Origin of the sequence: Rhodopila sp. (genome assembly GCF_965277165.1) — a bacterium.
Classification (GTDB): Bacteria; Pseudomonadota; Alphaproteobacteria; order Acetobacterales; family Acetobacteraceae; genus Rhodopila.
Window position 1 is genome coordinate 2472002 of record NZ_CBDICE010000006.1, and the last position, 15058, is coordinate 2487059.

Sequence of the window (15058 nt, forward strand, 5' to 3'; positions counted from 1 at the left end):
GGGGGCGGAGCCGAGGGGCGCCGGCGCTCGGCTTAGCTGCCCGGTGGCTATTGCGGCGCATCCCGACCCACCCCTGGAGCTGCCGGTTGCTGGGGCCTGCGCGCGGCGTCGGCGTCCGGTTTGGCGATGCTGACCTTGGTGCCGTCCGCCAGCCGGGAGGCGCCATCGGTGACCACGGTCTCGCCGGCCCGCAGCCCGGCCTTGATGATCGATTGCTGCTCGTCCTCGTAGCCGACGGTGACGAGTTTTCGTTCTGACTTCAAATCATGGCCGATAACGAAGACATAGGGACCGCGCGGGCCGCGCTGGATCGCCGAGGGCGGCACCACGATTGCGTCGTGGGCGGTTTCGGTGCGCAGCCGGACGCGGACGAAGCCGCCCGGCCAGAGCAGCCGGTGGGGGTTCGGGAACACCGCCTTCAGCTTGATCGTGCCGGTGGTCGGATCGACCTGGTTGTCCAGCACGGTCAGGCGTCCGGTATCGAGCAGCGTGGCCGCGCCGCCCGCGGCGTCTTGGGCGAAGGCCAGCACCGGTACGTTGCCATTGGGTACGCTGGCATTGGGTGCGCTGGCGGCGGCCATCGCGTGGGCCACCGCCGGCAGCGCCTGTTGCGGCAGGGTGAACAGCACCGCGATCGGTTGCAACTGAGTGATTACCACGATTCCGGTGGTGTCGGTGGCGTGCACGATGTTGCCGGGATCGACCAGGCGGATGCCGGTGCGGCCATCGACCGGGGCGGTGATCGTGGTGTAGCTGAGCTGGGTCCGCGCGGTGTCGATCTGCGCCTGGTCCTGCTGCACCAGAGCCTCGAACTGGGCCACCTGGGCCTTGGCGGTATCGGCCTGCTGGGCCGAGGTGTAGTTTTTGGCGACCAGCTTCTGTTGGCGGGCGAGGTCGAGGCGGGCGTTGCTGAGCTGGGCCTGGTCCTGGGCCTTCTTCGCCACCGCGCTGTCGAGCGCGGCCTGATAGGTGCGCGGGTCGATCTGGGCCAGCACGTCGCCCTTGTGGACATCCTGGCCTTCCTTGAAGTTCACCGCGATCAGCGGGCCATCGACCATCGGCTTCATGGTGACGGTGTAGAACGCCTGCACGGTGCCGAGGCCGTCGAGGTAGATCGGCACGTTCCTGGCGCTTGCCTGGGCGGTGAGCACCGGGACCGGCTGGCCGGCATTGGCGTTGTGCTTGGCGGCGGGCGGGGCGGCGGCGGGGAAGAACCAGATGGCGTAGACGATGGCGGCGGCGAGGAGCAGGCACAGCGCGACCATGCCCCATCGACGCAGCCGGGGCCGCGCGCGGATGTCGGCCGGTTCGCGTGTCAGTGCGTCCATGCGGGGACTTTCCCTGCGGTGCGGCGACCAAGGCGGCCGTGGGACCTGGCTTGTCGGTCGAGTTGTCGCCGCGTGGTTCGTCGTCTGGCGCCGCTGCCCTGCCCTGCCGTCAAGCCGCCGGTCATCTGATGTTTTCTCCGATCGGAAGCGCCACGCCGCCGGTGACCAGGCCAGGGTCCAGGCCAGGGAAACCGGCGTTGATCGGCCCCGGCGGTTCCGCCCAGCCGCCGCCCAGGGCCTTGTATAGACTTAGCAGCGCCTGCGCACGCGCAAGACGCACCTGCACCAATGTGTCCTCGTCGCTGAACAAGGTGGTCTCCGCGGTCAGCACGGTGGTGATATCGACGGTGCCGGCTGCCATCTGCGCGCGGGCGATTGTTGCCGCGGTGCGGGCGGTGTCGACGGCGACTCGCTGCAGCCGTTCCTGTTCGGTGGTGTAGCGCCAGCCGGTCAGCGCGTTATCGACATCGGTGAACGCCTGGATCACCGCCTTTCGGTAGTCGGCCAGCAACTCGTCGTAGCGGCCTTTGGCCAGATCGAGCTGGCCGCGCAAGGTGCCGCCGTCGAAGATCGGCAGCGTCAGGCCCTCGGCCAGCGAGGCCAGGGCGCCGCCCGGGGTAATCAACTGGTTCAGCGCCGCGGCCTGGTAGCCGGCACTGGCGGTCAACTGGATGGTGGGGAAAAATGCCGCCCTTGCCACGGTGATGTTGAAATTCTGCGCCACCAGCAAAGCCTCGGCCTCGGCCACGTCGGGACGGCGGGCCAGCAGCGCCGAGGGCAGCCCGGGCGCGACCGTGGGCAGCGCCAGATCGGTCAGCGTGCCGGGGCGGACCGCGATGCGTTCGGGGGGTTGGCCGGTGAGGATGCCGAGGCCGATGACCTGCTGTTGCAACTGGCTGACGAAGCCCGGGATCAGGGCGCGCTCGCCGGCCACCAGGGCGTCCTGCTGGGCGATATCCAGGCGGCTGGCGGTGCCGGCCTCGAAGCGGCCTCGGATCACTCGCTGGGTCTGTTCGGCGTCAGCCAGGTTGCGCCGCGCCACCGCCAGGCGGTCGGAAAGCGACAGGGCGACGAACCAGGTATTGGCGACCTCGGTGACGATGGTCAGGGCGACGGTCTGCTGGTCGAAGCGGCTGAACACCGCCGAGGCCACGGCAGAACGACGGGCGGCTCGGTTGCGGCCCCAGAAGTCGAGTTCATAGGCGGCGCTGAGGCCGATGCCGTAGCTGTGGAAGTCGACGCTGGCATTCGAGGCCCCGAACCCGCCGCCGTTGAAGCTGCCGCCAGTGCCCAGGCCCTGATGCTGCCAACTGGCGTTGGCGGTGGCGTTGAAGTCGGGCAGCAACGGCGCGCCGGCGATGCGCACCTGGGCATCGGCCTGGCGCACCCTGGCGATGGCGGCGGCGATGTCGAGGTTTTGCGCGCGGGCCTGGCCGATCAGGTCGTTCAACTCGGCGGAGCGGAAGCCGCGCCACCAGTCGGCCGATGGCCAGGCGGCGACCGCGGTTTGGCTGGTTGCGCGATAGGCGGCCGGGACGTCGAGCAGCGGGCGCCGGTAGTCATGGCCGATGTCGCAACCGGACAGCAGCGAGATCGCGCCAAGCAGGCGCCAGCACAGGGGCGGGGGACGACGATGCACCAACGGCTGCGTGGTATAACGCGGCGGTTCGCCCCGGAAAGGCTTTCGTTGACCGGCGGCGGGAGGTTGCGGCTTTTTCACCCGGCGGGGCGGGGGCGCGCGTTTTGGTTGCCGGTGGCGTTTGGCGTTCGTTGTGACGGGTTGGCGGTTGCCGGACGGCCGATGATCGCAACCGTCGTGGCGGCAGAAAATCTCACGCCGCGCGGCGTGACCGAGGACTGATCAAATCACCGCATTGGCCGGGGCACGCAGCCTTGCACCGCGGCACGGTATATGCAAAACGCCCTGACACTGGAATCAATTGCAAACGGGGAGACGTCCGGGGGTGAGCGACACCATCCTGGAAACCGATGGCTTGACGCGTGAGTTCGCCGGCTTCGTTGCGGTGGACAATGTTTCCTTGCGCGTGCGGACCGGCACCATCCACGCCCTGATCGGTCCGAACGGCGCCGGCAAGACGACTTGCTTCAACCTGCTGACCAGTTTCCTGGCGCCGACCCGGGGCAGCATCAGGTTCAAGGGCCGCGACATCACCGGGATGAAACCGGCCATGGTGGCGCGGCTTGGGCTGGTGCGCAGTTTCCAGATCTCGGCGGTGTTCCCGCATCTGACGGCGCTGGAGAACGTCCGGCTGGCGTTGCAGCGGGCGCGCGGTGCGAGCTTCGACTTCTGGCGTTCGGAATCCGCGCTGAAGGTGTTCGACGACCGGGCGCATCAATTGCTGTTCGATGTCGGGCTGTCGGGATACACCGCGACGCCGGTAGCGGACCTTTCGTATGGTTTGAAACGAGCGCTGGAGATCGCCACTACGCTGGCACTCGATCCCGAAATGATGCTGCTGGACGAGCCGACCGCCGGCATGGCGCATGGTGACGTGGACCGCATCGTCGCGCTGATCCGGCGGATCCGCCAGGGCCGCACCATCCTGATGGTGGAGCACAACCTGTCGGTGGTCGAGGGGTTGTGCGACACGATCACGGTCTTGACCCGCGGCAAGGTGCTGGCCGAGGGCAGCTATGAGACGGTGTCGGCCAACCAAGAGGTGATCGCGGCCTATCTCGGCACCGTCGACGCATGACCTTCGACGCATGACCGTGGACGCATGATCTTGGCGGGGCGACGCGATGCTTGAGCACCATGCTTGAGCACCATGCTTGAGCACCATGCTTGAGATCAGGGGCCTGAATGCCTGGTATGGCGAAAGCCATGTCCTGCACGGCGTGGACTTCGAGGTGCGCGAGGGCGAGGTTGTCACACTGCTGGGGCGCAACGGGGCCGGCAAGACCACGACGATGAAGTCGATCATGGGGCTGGTGCCGCGCCGCGAAGGCCAGGTGAAATTCCGCGGCGCCGAGATGGTCGGGCTGATGCCGAACCAGATCGCCCGGGCCGGTATCGCGCTGTGTCCCGAGGAGCGCGGCATCTTCGGGTCGCTGTCGGTGACCGAGAACCTGATGCTGCCCCCGGTCATCGCCCCTGGCGGTTTGTCGGTGGCCGAGGTCTATGCGCTGTTCCCCAATTTGGCGGAACGCGCCCGCACCGCGCACGGCACCAAGCTGTCGGGCGGCGAGCAGCAGATGCTGGCGATCGGGCGGATCCTGCGCACCGGAGCCAAGATGCTGCTGCTGGACGAGCCGACCGAGGGGCTGGCTCCGGTGATCGTGCAGCAGATCGGGCGCACCATCCGCGAGATCAAGAATCGCGGCTTCACCGTGCTGCTGGTGGAGCAGAATTTTCGCTTCGCCGCGACCGTGGCGGATCGGCATTATGTGATGGAGCACGGCAAGATCGTCGATATGATCCCGAACCATCTGCTCGGGTCCAGCATGGACAAGCTGCACGAATATCTGGGGGTCTAGGGCATTATCGTGTCTGGTTGACCCAATAATGCCCCGCCAGTCATTGTTTCAGCGGGCGATTCACGCTTTTGGTGATGCCACCAGAGCGAACGTGCACTTGAGGCCGCCACGATGCGGTGGGGCGGCCTCCGGATGATCATTGAAGTCTTACGCAAAGCATAGAGGTTTATCGATGACCGTGACACGCCGTTCCGCGCTTCGCACCGCCGCCCTGGCCGCCACCCTGCCGGTTGCGGCGCCGCTGCTGCGTACGGCCCGCGCGCAATCGCCGGTGATCAAGATCGGCGTGCTGAACGATCAATCGGGGCCTTATGCCAACACCGGCGGCATCACGTCTGTGATCTGCGCCAAGCAGGCGTTGGAGGATTTCGGCGTCGCGGCCAAGGGGCTGAAGGTCGAGGTGATTACCGCCGATCACCAGAACAAGCCTGACCTCGCGGTGTCGATCGCCAGGCAATGGTTCGACCGTGACGGCGTCGATATGCTGCTTGACGTGCCGACGTCTTCGGTGGCGTTGGCGCTGCAATCGGTGGTGCGGGAGAAGAACAAGGTATTCCTGAATTCGGGGGCCGCGACGTCGGCGCTGACCGGGTCCGCGTGCTCGCCGAATTTCGTGCATTGGACGTATGACACCTACATGCTGGGCAAGTCGACCGGCGGGGCGGTGGTGAAGGCGGGTGGCGATTCCTGGTATTTCCTGACCGCCGACTATGCTTTCGGCAAGCAGTTGCAGGCCGACACCACGGGCTTCATCACGGCGTCCGGCGGCAAGGTGCTCGGGGCGGCGCGGTATCCGTTTCCCGGCACCACCGACTTTTCATCGTTCCTGGTGCAGGCGCAGGCCAGCGGGTCCAAGGTGCTGGGTCTGGCGAATGCCGGCGGCGACACGGTGAACTCGATCAAGCAGGCGAACGAATTTGGCTTGAACAAGTCGATGAAGATGGCGGCGCTGCTGATGTTCATCACCGACGTCCACGCGCTTGGGCTGGATGTCGCGCATGGGCTGAATCTGACCGAGAGCTTCTACTGGGACCTGAACGACCGCACCCGAGCGTTCACCAAGCGGGTGCTGCCGAAGACGCCGAGGAATTATCCGAACATGGCCCATGCCGGCTGCTACTCGGCGACGCTGCACTACCTGAAGACTGTGGCCGACATGGGCGCAGCGGAGGCCAAGAAGGATGGCGTCGCCACGGTGAACCGGATGAAAGCGATGCCTGTGGACGACGACTGCTTCGGCAAGTCGAAAATTCGCCAGGACGGCCGCAATCTGGTCACGTCGTATCTGTTCGAAGTGAAGCAGCCGTCCGAGAGCAAGGCGCTGTGGGATTACTATAGACTGGTGGCGACCACGCCGGGCGATGAGGCGTTCCGTCCGCTGGCCGACGGTCACTGCGCTTTCATCAAGGCCTGAAACCGAGGGAACCGCATGGCCGGGCAACTGTCATGATCATGATCTTCGGCATTCCCGGCCCGCTGCTTTTCGGGCAGTTGCTGCTGGGGCTGATCAACGGCGCGTTCTACGCCATGCTGTCGCTTGGACTGGCGGTGATCTTCGGCCTGCTGAACATTATCAACTTCGCCCATGGGGCGTTGTTCATGATGGGTGCGTTCGCATCGTGGATGCTGCTGAACTACCTGGGGATCGGCTATTTTCCGTCGCTGATTCTGGCCCCGCTGCTGGTCGGCAGCATCGGGGTGGTGCTGGAAAAGACCATCATCAGCCGGCTGTACAAGCTGGACCATCTGTACGGCCTTTTGTTGACTTTCGGCATGGCGTTGGTGATCGAGGGATTGTTCCGCAACGCCTATGGCAGTTCCGGCCTGCCGTATCGCATCCCTGACATCCTGCAGGGCGCGGTCAACCTGGGCTTCATGTACCTGCCAATCTACCGTGGCTGGGTGGTGGTGGCGGCGCTGGTGGTTTGCCTTTCCACCTGGGCGATCATCGAGAAGACATCGCTTGGCGCCACGCTGCGGGCGGCGACGGAGAATGCCCCGCTGGTGCAGGCGTTCGGGGTCAACGTGCCTCGGCTGATCACGCTGACCTATGGCGCGGGGGTGGCGCTGGCGGCATTCGCCGGGGTGCTGGCGGCGCCGATCTACTCGGTCAATCCGAACATGGGGAGCAACTTCATCAACACAGTGTTCGCCGTGGTGGTGATCGGCGGCATGGGGTCGATCATGGGGTCGATCCTGACCGGGTTCGGACTTGGCGTGGTCGAGGGGCTGACCAAGGTGTTCTATCCGCAGGCCTCGGCCACGGTGGTGTTCCTGGTGATGGTGATCGTGCTGCTGGTCAGGCCGCGCGGGCTGTTCGGAAAGGCGGCCTGAGATGGCGGGTTTCTCGCGCCCGCGGACGCATGGGATATTCGGCTTCTCGCGTGCGCAGGGGATCGCCTTCGTGGCGATGGTCGTGCTGATCGCGGTCTGCCCGTACGTGCTGTATCCGGTGTTCCTGATGCGGGTGCTGTGCGCGGCGCTGTTCGCCTGCGCTTTCAACCTGATGATCGGCTATGTCGGGCTGCTGTCGTTCGGTCACGCGGCGTTTTTCGGCATGGGCAGCTATGTCGCGGCCTGGACGATGAAGCACTGGCATGTGGATGCCTCGATCGCGATCATCTTTGGCGGCCTGACCGGGGCGGCGCTGGGGCTGGTGCTGGGGCATCTGGCGATCCGTCGGTCGGGCATCTACTTCGCGATGATCACGTTGGCGCTGGCGCAGATGGTGTATTTCTTCTGCCTGGAGGCGCCGTTCACCGGCGGCGAGGACGGCATCCAGCAGGTGCCGCGTGGTCATCTGTTCGGTTTTATTAATCTTAACAACGATATGACGATGTACTGGGTGACCGCTTCGGTGTTCATCGGCGGTTTTCTGCTGGTGCACCGGATCATCCACTCGCCGTTCGGCCAGGTGCTGAAGGGGATCCGGGAGAACGAGCCCCGGGCGACGTCGTTGGGGTATCGGACCAACGATTACAAGCTGATCGCCTTTGTGCTGTCTTGCACCATTGCTGGTGTGGCGGGGGGCACCAAGGCGCTGGTGTTCGGCATCGCGACGCTGACCGATGTGAATTATCCGACGTCGGGTGAGGTGGTGCTGACGACGTTGCTGGGGGGCTTGGGGACGGTGTTCGGGCCGGTGGTGGGGGCTGGGGTGGTGACGACGATGGAGAACTACCTGGCGCAGTTCGGGGCCTGGGTGACGGTGACGCAGGGAGCGATCTTCATGATCTGCGTGCTGGCGTTCCGGCGGGGGATTATTGGCGAGTTGGGGGCCTGGTTGCGGATTTCGCTGTGACGCGAGCGTCAGGTCGCAGCGGCTTCCGCGATGAATTGGAGCAAGGCGGATCAACTTTGAAAGACACAGGTGGAAGACCTCGCACCACGGATCCTGACCGCGACGTTGGACCACGCGGCGCAGGCGAGGTTTGATGCGCTGCGTTCGGCACATTTTCCAGCGCACCGGTTGGTCATTGGCGCGCATTTGACGTTGTTTCATGCGCTGCCGGCCGATCTGGGTTTGGATGCGGTGGCGCGGGAAGCGAGCGCGGGCCGGACGCTGGCGCTGCTGGTGACGGGGGTTCGCCTGCTCGGCCGCGGGGTGGCATTCAGGCTGGAATCGCAGCCGCTGAGACAGGTGCGTGCGCGTTTGCGTGAGGTCTGGCTGGACCGTTTGACAGCCCAGGACCGGCAGCCGTGGCAGCCGCACATCACCATCCAGAACAAGGTGGATCCCGCGGATGCGCGGGCATTGCGCGACGGTCTTGCGGCGGCGTTCAAGCCGTTTGCGGTCACCGCGACCGGGTTGGCGTTGTGGCGGTACCGGAATGGTCCGTGGCAGGAAGCGGGCAGTTTCCCGTTTGGCGAATGAACTTGTCCGCTGTTGCATCTTGGCGCGATCGCGGACCGCGTTCAGTGATCGGCCAATGCCGCTTCGATATCCTCGGGCGATCCGTGCAACAGAACATCGAGGCTGGCCGGGCAGGCTTCGGGGGGAAGCGCGCCGGAGCAGCGTCGCTTGATGTTCCGATCAGGCCAGCACGTCGCGGTCAGAAAGATCGTCGGGCATGGCCTCCTTCTACCGAGAAGGATCGCCGCTTTCCATCATCCTGCGCCGCGGCGTCCGTAGGGCTACATTCCCAGCGCCCGGCGGTAGATGTCCAGCATGGTCTCCTGTTCTTCCACCTCGGCCGCCTCCTGCTTGCGGATGCGGATCAGTTGGCGCAGCACCTTGACGTCGAAGCCGGCGGACTTCGCCTCGGCGTAGATGTCCTTGATGTCGCTGGCCAGCGCCTTGCGCTCTTCCTCCAGCCGCTCGATGCGTTCAACCAGGCTGCGCAGGCGATCGGCCGCCACTCCGCCGGACTTGATATCTTCCTCGCTGACCGGCTTCGCCATCGTCTGGTTCATCTCCGCTGCCACAGGGGCGGCGGGGATAGCTTCGGCAGCCAGCGGGGTCAATGCCCGAGCCACCACCACCGGCGCCAACCGGGGGGGGGGAGGCCGCGCCACACGGAGGAAAGCGCGAAACCTCGACCGAACAGCCCTTAATGCGCCGCGTTGGCCTTGTCGAAGCCGGCCTTCTGGTCCGCCGAGGCGTCTTTCTGGTACTTCGCCTGCCATTCCTTGTAGGGCATGCCGTAGACGATCTCGCGGGCGTCGGGATCGGCGATGGTGATGCCCTGGGTGGCGGCTTCCTCGCGGTACCAGCGGCTGAGGCAGTTGCGGCAGAAGCCGGCGAGGTTCATCAGGTCGATGTTCTGAACATCGGTCCGTTCGCGCAGGTGCCCGACCAGGCGGCGGAACGCGGCGGCCTCGAGTTCGGTGCGGGTCTTGGCGTCGGATTCGGGTGCGGACATGGATGGCTCCTTGATTGCCGACACCAGAGATGGCGCGCCCGGCCCTGCTTCGCCATACTGCGGCGGGTGAAAAACACGGGAAACGGCTGATGACCGAGGAAACCTCCGGGGCGCCCGAGGGGAGATTGCCCAACGCGCATGGGCCGGGCGCGAGGGTGCCTGTTGCAGGTTGGACGGACGTGGCGGCGCGCGCGGCGCTGCGCGAGCTATTCGATACCGCGGTCGCCGCCGCCGATCCGCGATCCGTGCTGGCGGGTCATTTGCCGGAGAAGCCACGGTCGGGGCGCTGCGTCGTCGTTGGAGGCGGCAAGTCGGCAGCCGTGATGGCGGCGGCGCTTGAAGACGCGTGGCCGGACGTGGACCTGCGGGGAACCGTGGTGACGCGATACGGCCATGGCGTGCCGACGCGGCGGATCGAGGTGATCGAGGCATCTCATCCGGTTCCCGACCAGAACAGCGAACGCGGGGCGCGGCGGTTGCTGCGCCAGGTCGAGGACCTGACCGGGGACGATCTGGTGATCGCGCTGATCTCGGGCGGCGCGTCGGCGCTGCTGGCGGCGCCGGTGGCTGGTCTGACGCTGGCGGACAAGCAGGTGATCAACCGAGCGCTGCTGGCGTGCGGGGCGAATATCGGCGAGATGAACGCGGTGCGGAAGCACTTGTCGGCGATCAAGGGCGGGCGGCTGGCCGCGGCGGCGGCTCCGGCCAAGGTGGTGACGCTGGCGATCAGCGACGTGCCGGGGGACGATCCGGCGGTGATCGGGTCGGGGCCGACGGTTGCCGATGCCAGCACGTTCGCCGAGGCGCGCGGGCTGCTGGCGCGCTACGGCATCGATGCTCCGGCGGCGGTCGGTAAACGGCTGGACCGCGACGACGACGAGACACCGAAGCCTGGCAGCCTGCCGGAGGCCGATTTCCGCATGATCGCGACGCCGATGATGGCGCTGCGGGCGATGGCGGCCAAGGCTCGCACGCTGGGGCTGACGCCGCTGATCCTGGGCGACGCGCTGCAGGGCGAGGCGGCTCAGATGGGCAGCGTGATGGCCGGGATCGCGCTGTCGGTGCGCGCGCATGGGCAGCCTTTGGCGCCGCCGGCGGTGCTGCTGTCGGGGGGTGAGACCACGGTCACGCTGTCGCCGCGGCCGGCCGGCAAGGGGGGGCGCAACACGACGTTCCTGCTGGGCCTGGCGATCGCGCTGGGCGGCGCGGCGGGCATCTGGGCGATGGCTGGGGACACCGACGGGATCGATGGGATGGACGAGATCGCCGGGGCGCTGCTTGGCCCTGATACGCTGGGCCGCGCCGCCGCCGCCGGGTGTGAGGCCCGCGCCGCGCTGGCCGGACATGACAGCCACGGGTTTTTCGCCGCGATCGGCGACCTGATCGTCACCGGTCCGACGCTGACCAACGTCAACGATGTCAGGGCGATCCTGATCGCCTGACCGGGGCTCGGTCTGGCGCCGCTAGACCGTTTCCAGCATGACTATTCATGCCGAAAAATGGTCTAGCTCTTTGTTTTGTCGCATGATTCACGCGCCTTGAACGTTCCGTCCATCGCGATCATGCGCTAGCGACCGGCAGCCGGCGCCACCCGCCTCGGCGGGAGGGCGGTTGGTGTCGAGCGCGCGGGCGTAGGCCGGGCGGGCGGTGACTCGCTGGTTGTAGGCGATCACCGGGTCGGCGATGGGGACGCCATAGCGAACGGCCCAGGTGAGGCAGGTTGACAGCAGGATGTCGGCGGCACTGAACCGCTCGCCCAGGATATAGCGTGGGTCGTGATCCAGCGCGCGTTCCACGCTGCGCATCTGCTGCTGGAAATAGTTGGCCGCCGAGGTATTGGCGATCGGTGCGTCGCCGTAGATGTGGCCGAGGTCGCCGTGGCGCCGCATCACGTAGAGCGAGGTCGCATCCAGTTCGCTGATCACGAAGAAGCACCATTCCATGCAGCGCGCCCGGGGGTGCGGATCGGTCGGCATCAGCCGGTTTTCCGGCTTGGCATAGGTGTCCGACAGATAGCTGATGATCGCGGCACTCTCGGTCAGGATCGGTCCGTTGTCTTCAAGTAATGGTATTTTCTGGCGGGCGTTCAGGGCGGTGAACTCGGCGGTCTTGGTCTCGCCGGTGCGTGGCAGGATCGGCCGCAATTCGAAGCTCAGATCCAATTCGTGCAGCGCCCAGTGCGCTCGGATTGTGCGGCTGGTGCCGACACCCCAGAGAGTGAGTCCGGTGGACATTTTTTGTCTCCCCGTTACTTCGGCGTTTCTACTCCACCGACTTGGCGGCGCGCTCGGTCTTCAGTGTGGCGATCTCGATGGCGCTGTAGCCGGCCTCGGCGAGGATGGCGTCGGTGTGTTCGCCGATACGCGGGGCGGCGCCGGCGATGCGGGCCGGCGTGCGGTCGAATCGCGCGGCCGGACGGGCCTGGCGGACGACCCCGAGCGTGGGTTGCTGCATCGTTTCGATCAGTTGGTTGTTGATCACCTGCGGGTCGTCCATCACGTCGGCTCGGCGGAGTACTGGGGCGCACGGCACCTCGGCGGCGTCGAGTCGATCCAGCCAGTCCTGGCTGTGGCCTTGGGCGAGGACTTCGCCAACCAGGTGGATGCGTTCGGCGGCATTCAGCGATCGCGCCGAGGGCGTGCGAAAGCGCGGATCGTCGATCCATTGCGGGCGTGCGATGACGCCGCAAAGGCCGCGCCATTCGGCATCGGACAGCGAGCCGACGGTGATGTAGCCATCGCGTGTCTGGAAGATCAGATCGGGGCGCGGCGCTGGTTGCGGGGCGTTCTCCCGGCCCACCACGGTGTATTGGGCCATCGCCTCGGGCCACAGGAAGCCGACCATGGCATCGAGCATCGACAATTGGATATGCTGCCCCTGCCCGTCCCGCGCGCGCGCCACCAGCGCCGCGCATACCGCCTGGGCCGCGTACACCGCCGTGGTCTTGTCGGCGACGATGGTGCGGATCATGTTTGGGCGCCCGGTCGCCTGGTCGGCCTGGACGTCGGCGAAGCCGGACAGCGACTGGATCACCGGGTCGTAGACACGCTTTTTCACATACGGGCCGGTTTCACCGACGCCGGAGATCGAGACGTAGATCAGGCCTGGGTTGGCCGCCCGCATCGCCGGTTCGGCCAGGCCGAGCCGGGCCATCGTTCCGGGTCTGAAATTTTGTACCAGGACATCGGCACCGGCGATCAACCGACGCAGCGCGGCCAACCCGGACGGCTGCTTCAGGTCGAGCGCGATCGAGCGCTTGCCGCGGTTGGAGGAGACGAACATCGCGGTGAACTCGCCATCGCCCGAAGTGCGCCGAGCGATGTCGCCGGCCGGGGGTTCGACCTTGATAACGTCGGCGCCTTGGTCGGCCAGGATCATGGTGCATACAGGCCCGGAAACGACGGTGGTGAGGTCGATCACCCGGATGCCGACCAACGGCCCGTTCACGCCTTGGATTTCCATCACCGGGTCTCCATCACCAGGTTTCCGACCAGGGACGGAGGTCCAATTCGTGGGTCCAGGCATCGCGGGGCTGGCGGTGCAGCAGCCAGTAATTCTCGGCGATCGAGTCCGGGTTGAGGATGCCTTCGGCGGCCTTGCGTGATTCGTAACGATCGGGCGCGCGCTGGCGGGTAAAATCGGTGTCGATGGCGCCATCGACGACGACGTGGGCGACGTGGATGCCGGCCGGACCCAACTCGCGTGCCATGCTTTGCGCCAGTGCCCGCAGCGCGTGCTTGCCGCCGGCGAAGGCGGCATACCCTACCCCGCCACGGACGCTGGCGGTGGCACCTGTGAACAGGATGGTGCCGCGGCCGCGGGGCACCATGACGCCGGCCGCCTCTCGTCCGGCCAGAAAGCCGGACAGCGCGCACATTTCCCAGACCTTGGTGTAGACCCGGGCGGTGGTCTCGCGGATCGGAAAGCGCACATTGCCGCCGACGTTGAAGGATACGACTTCGATTTGACCGATCTCTTGCTCGATGGTCTGGAACAGTGCGGTCACGGCTTCCTCGCGGCGGGCGTCGCTGCCGAAGGCATGAGCCTTGCCGCCGTCCTGCTCGATGCGTTGCACCAGGGGTGCCAGCTTGTCGGCGTGGCGGCGGGTGACGCAGGCGACGAAGCCCTCTTGCGCGAAGCGGCGTGCGACGGCGCCTCCGGTGGCATCGCCGGCGCCGATCACCAGCGCGACCTTGGCTTTTGGCATTGGGCGTTCTCCCGCGGGTTCATGGTAGCATGATGCAACCCGGGTCGGCGCGGACTGTCAAGTTTAGCGGACTGTCAAGTTTTGCGGAGTGTCAAGTTCAGCTGACCAGTCGTTCGAGCCAGCCGAGGGTCGAGGGGCGTTCATGCACCAGGCGGGTCAGGTCGGCGGCGACACCGTTGGTGTCGGGGTTGGCGGAGGCCAGCGAGGGTACCAGCAGTCGGGCGGCGCCGTGACGGCCGAACACGTAGATGGCGGAGCTATGGGTTACCTCGATTGGGTTGCCGCCCGAGGCCGGGGTGACGGAGTAGGCAATGCGGAAGCGGCGCGCCAGGTTGGCGAGGTGGTCGGGCGTGCCGCGCAGGCCGATGAAGTTGGGACCGAACTGACTGACGTATTGCGCCAGCACGGGGAGGCTGTCGCGTCCGGGATCGACGGTGACGAACAGGAAGCGCACCGACTTCGCGTCGGACCCCATTCGCGAGAACACATCGCCGGTGTTCTGCAGCGTGAGCGGACACACGTCAGGACAGAACGTATAGCCGAAATACAGCATGACGATGTCGCCGCGGTAATCGGCGGCGGTCACCTGCTTGCCGTCCGGCGCGCGACGCATGGTGAAGCGCAGCGACGGCGAGGTGCCGGCGACGTCCACGTCGTGCCACGCGGCGGTGTCGTCGCAGTGCGACAGCGGCAGCCCGGCGGCGCCGGCCGCGAACAATCCCAGCACGCCGCGCCGCTGGATCGGGTGGTCAGCGGCCATGCGCGCCCTCGACCGAGAATTTCGTGGTCAGGCTGCCGCCGCCGGCGAATGTCAGGGTGACCGGTATGGTGGCACCGGGACGCAGGGTCGGGGCCGGTTGCATGCACATCAGATGATAGCCGCCTGGGGCGAAACGTATCGAGCCGTGCGCGGGCACCGATACATGATCGACGGCGACCATGCTGTCGGTGCCGCCGCTGTTCATCGAGCGGTGCAACATCAGCGAACCGCATCCCGGCGAGGCGGCGCCGGTCAGGGTCAGCGGTTCGGCGGCGTGGTTGTCGAGCTGGAAATAGCCACCGGCCGGGCGCGATGCCAGGAGCACCCGGATTCTGGCGTCGTGAACCTCGGCATCCGGGGCCGGTGCGGCCCCCAACAGTGCCAGCGCCGCGATGCCGAGCAC

Annotated in this window: 16 protein-coding genes; 7 read left to right on the forward strand and 9 right to left on the reverse strand. The window is 66.5% G+C overall.

Features of this window, described 5'->3' with window-relative positions; genetic code table 11:
* Positions 1–47: 47 nt before the first annotated feature.
* Both ACQY4Y_RS23575 and ACQY4Y_RS23580 read right to left on the reverse strand, forming a co-directional pair.
* The gene (locus ACQY4Y_RS23575) at positions 48–1328 is read right to left on the reverse strand and encodes an efflux RND transporter periplasmic adaptor subunit (RefSeq protein WP_428493008.1); all 1281 of its coding nucleotides are present in this window, start codon (positions 1326–1328) and stop codon (positions 48–50) included.
* 121 nt (positions 1329–1449) lie between these two features.
* Positions 1450–2967: an efflux transporter outer membrane subunit gene (locus ACQY4Y_RS23580; protein ID WP_428493009.1), complete on the reverse strand. Its 1518-nt coding sequence runs from the start codon at positions 2965–2967 to the stop codon at positions 1450–1452.
* A gap of 325 nt (positions 2968–3292) precedes the next feature.
* On the opposite strand from ACQY4Y_RS23580, the gene ACQY4Y_RS23585 reads away from it, so the two are divergent.
* The 6 genes from ACQY4Y_RS23585 (at position 3293) to ACQY4Y_RS23610 (ending at position 8700) form a co-directional block, all read left to right on the forward strand.
* A complete protein-coding gene (locus tag ACQY4Y_RS23585; RefSeq protein ID WP_428493010.1) occupies positions 3293–4045 on the forward strand; it encodes an ABC transporter ATP-binding protein in 753 nt (250 codons plus the stop codon).
* 85 nt (positions 4046–4130) lie between these two features.
* Positions 4131–4826 carry an ABC transporter ATP-binding protein gene (locus ACQY4Y_RS23590; RefSeq protein WP_428493703.1) on the forward strand — a complete coding sequence of 232 codons (696 nt, stop codon included), beginning with the start codon at positions 4131–4133 and terminating at the stop codon, positions 4824–4826.
* Between the two features lie 172 nt (positions 4827–4998).
* The gene (locus ACQY4Y_RS23595; RefSeq protein WP_428493011.1) at positions 4999–6240 is read left to right on the forward strand and encodes an ABC transporter substrate-binding protein; all 1242 of its coding nucleotides are present in this window, start codon (positions 4999–5001) and stop codon (positions 6238–6240) included.
* Between the two features lie 32 nt (positions 6241–6272).
* Complete coding sequence (locus ACQY4Y_RS23600; protein ID WP_428493012.1) at positions 6273–7160, forward strand: branched-chain amino acid ABC transporter permease; 888 nt, start codon at positions 6273–6275, stop codon at positions 7158–7160.
* Between the two features lies 1 nt (position 7161).
* Positions 7162–8127 (forward strand): branched-chain amino acid ABC transporter permease, encoded by a 966-nt coding sequence (locus ACQY4Y_RS23605; protein ID WP_428493013.1) that lies wholly within the window; start codon positions 7162–7164, stop codon positions 8125–8127.
* A 69-nt stretch (positions 8128–8196) separates the two neighbouring features.
* Entirely contained in the window at positions 8197–8700 is a 504-nt protein-coding gene (locus tag ACQY4Y_RS23610; protein WP_428493014.1) for a 2'-5' RNA ligase family protein, read from the forward strand.
* Positions 8701–8960: 260 nt separating this feature from the next.
* On the opposite strand, the gene ACQY4Y_RS23615 is transcribed toward ACQY4Y_RS23610, so the two are convergent.
* Both ACQY4Y_RS23615 and ACQY4Y_RS23620 read right to left on the reverse strand, forming a co-directional pair.
* A complete protein-coding gene (locus tag ACQY4Y_RS23615) occupies positions 8961–9227 on the reverse strand; it encodes a DUF2312 domain-containing protein (RefSeq protein ID WP_428493704.1) in 267 nt (88 codons plus the stop codon).
* 149 nt (positions 9228–9376) lie between these two features.
* Positions 9377–9688, reverse strand: coding sequence for a DUF1244 domain-containing protein (locus tag ACQY4Y_RS23620; RefSeq protein ID WP_428493015.1), 312 nt, complete (start codon positions 9686–9688; stop codon positions 9377–9379).
* An 89-nt stretch (positions 9689–9777) separates the two neighbouring features.
* Between ACQY4Y_RS23620 and ACQY4Y_RS23625 the strand changes: the two genes are divergently transcribed.
* Complete coding sequence (locus ACQY4Y_RS23625; protein ID WP_428493016.1) at positions 9778–11130, forward strand: glycerate kinase type-2 family protein; 1353 nt, start codon at positions 9778–9780, stop codon at positions 11128–11130.
* An 87-nt stretch (positions 11131–11217) separates the two neighbouring features.
* Here ACQY4Y_RS23625 and ACQY4Y_RS23630 read toward each other — a convergent pair whose 3' ends face one another.
* From ACQY4Y_RS23630 to ACQY4Y_RS23650, 5 genes are all read right to left on the reverse strand, one after another.
* Positions 11218–11922, reverse strand: coding sequence for a glutathione S-transferase family protein (locus ACQY4Y_RS23630; RefSeq protein WP_428493017.1), 705 nt, complete (start codon positions 11920–11922; stop codon positions 11218–11220).
* Positions 11923–11950: 28 nt separating this feature from the next.
* Entirely contained in the window at positions 11951–13150 is a 1200-nt protein-coding gene (locus ACQY4Y_RS23635) for a CaiB/BaiF CoA transferase family protein (RefSeq protein ID WP_428493018.1), read from the reverse strand.
* 13 nt (positions 13151–13163) lie between these two features.
* Positions 13164–13895 (reverse strand): SDR family oxidoreductase, encoded by a 732-nt coding sequence (locus ACQY4Y_RS23640; RefSeq protein ID WP_428493019.1) that lies wholly within the window; start codon positions 13893–13895, stop codon positions 13164–13166.
* Positions 13896–13992: 97 nt separating this feature from the next.
* Positions 13993–14655 carry an SCO family protein gene (locus ACQY4Y_RS23645; RefSeq protein ID WP_428493020.1) on the reverse strand — a complete coding sequence of 221 codons (663 nt, stop codon included), beginning with the start codon at positions 14653–14655 and terminating at the stop codon, positions 13993–13995.
* Positions 14645–15058 carry a copper chaperone PCu(A)C gene (locus tag ACQY4Y_RS23650; RefSeq protein WP_428493705.1) on the reverse strand — a complete coding sequence of 138 codons (414 nt, stop codon included), beginning with the start codon at positions 15056–15058 and terminating at the stop codon, positions 14645–14647. The genes ACQY4Y_RS23645 and ACQY4Y_RS23650 overlap by 11 nt, the downstream gene beginning before the upstream one ends.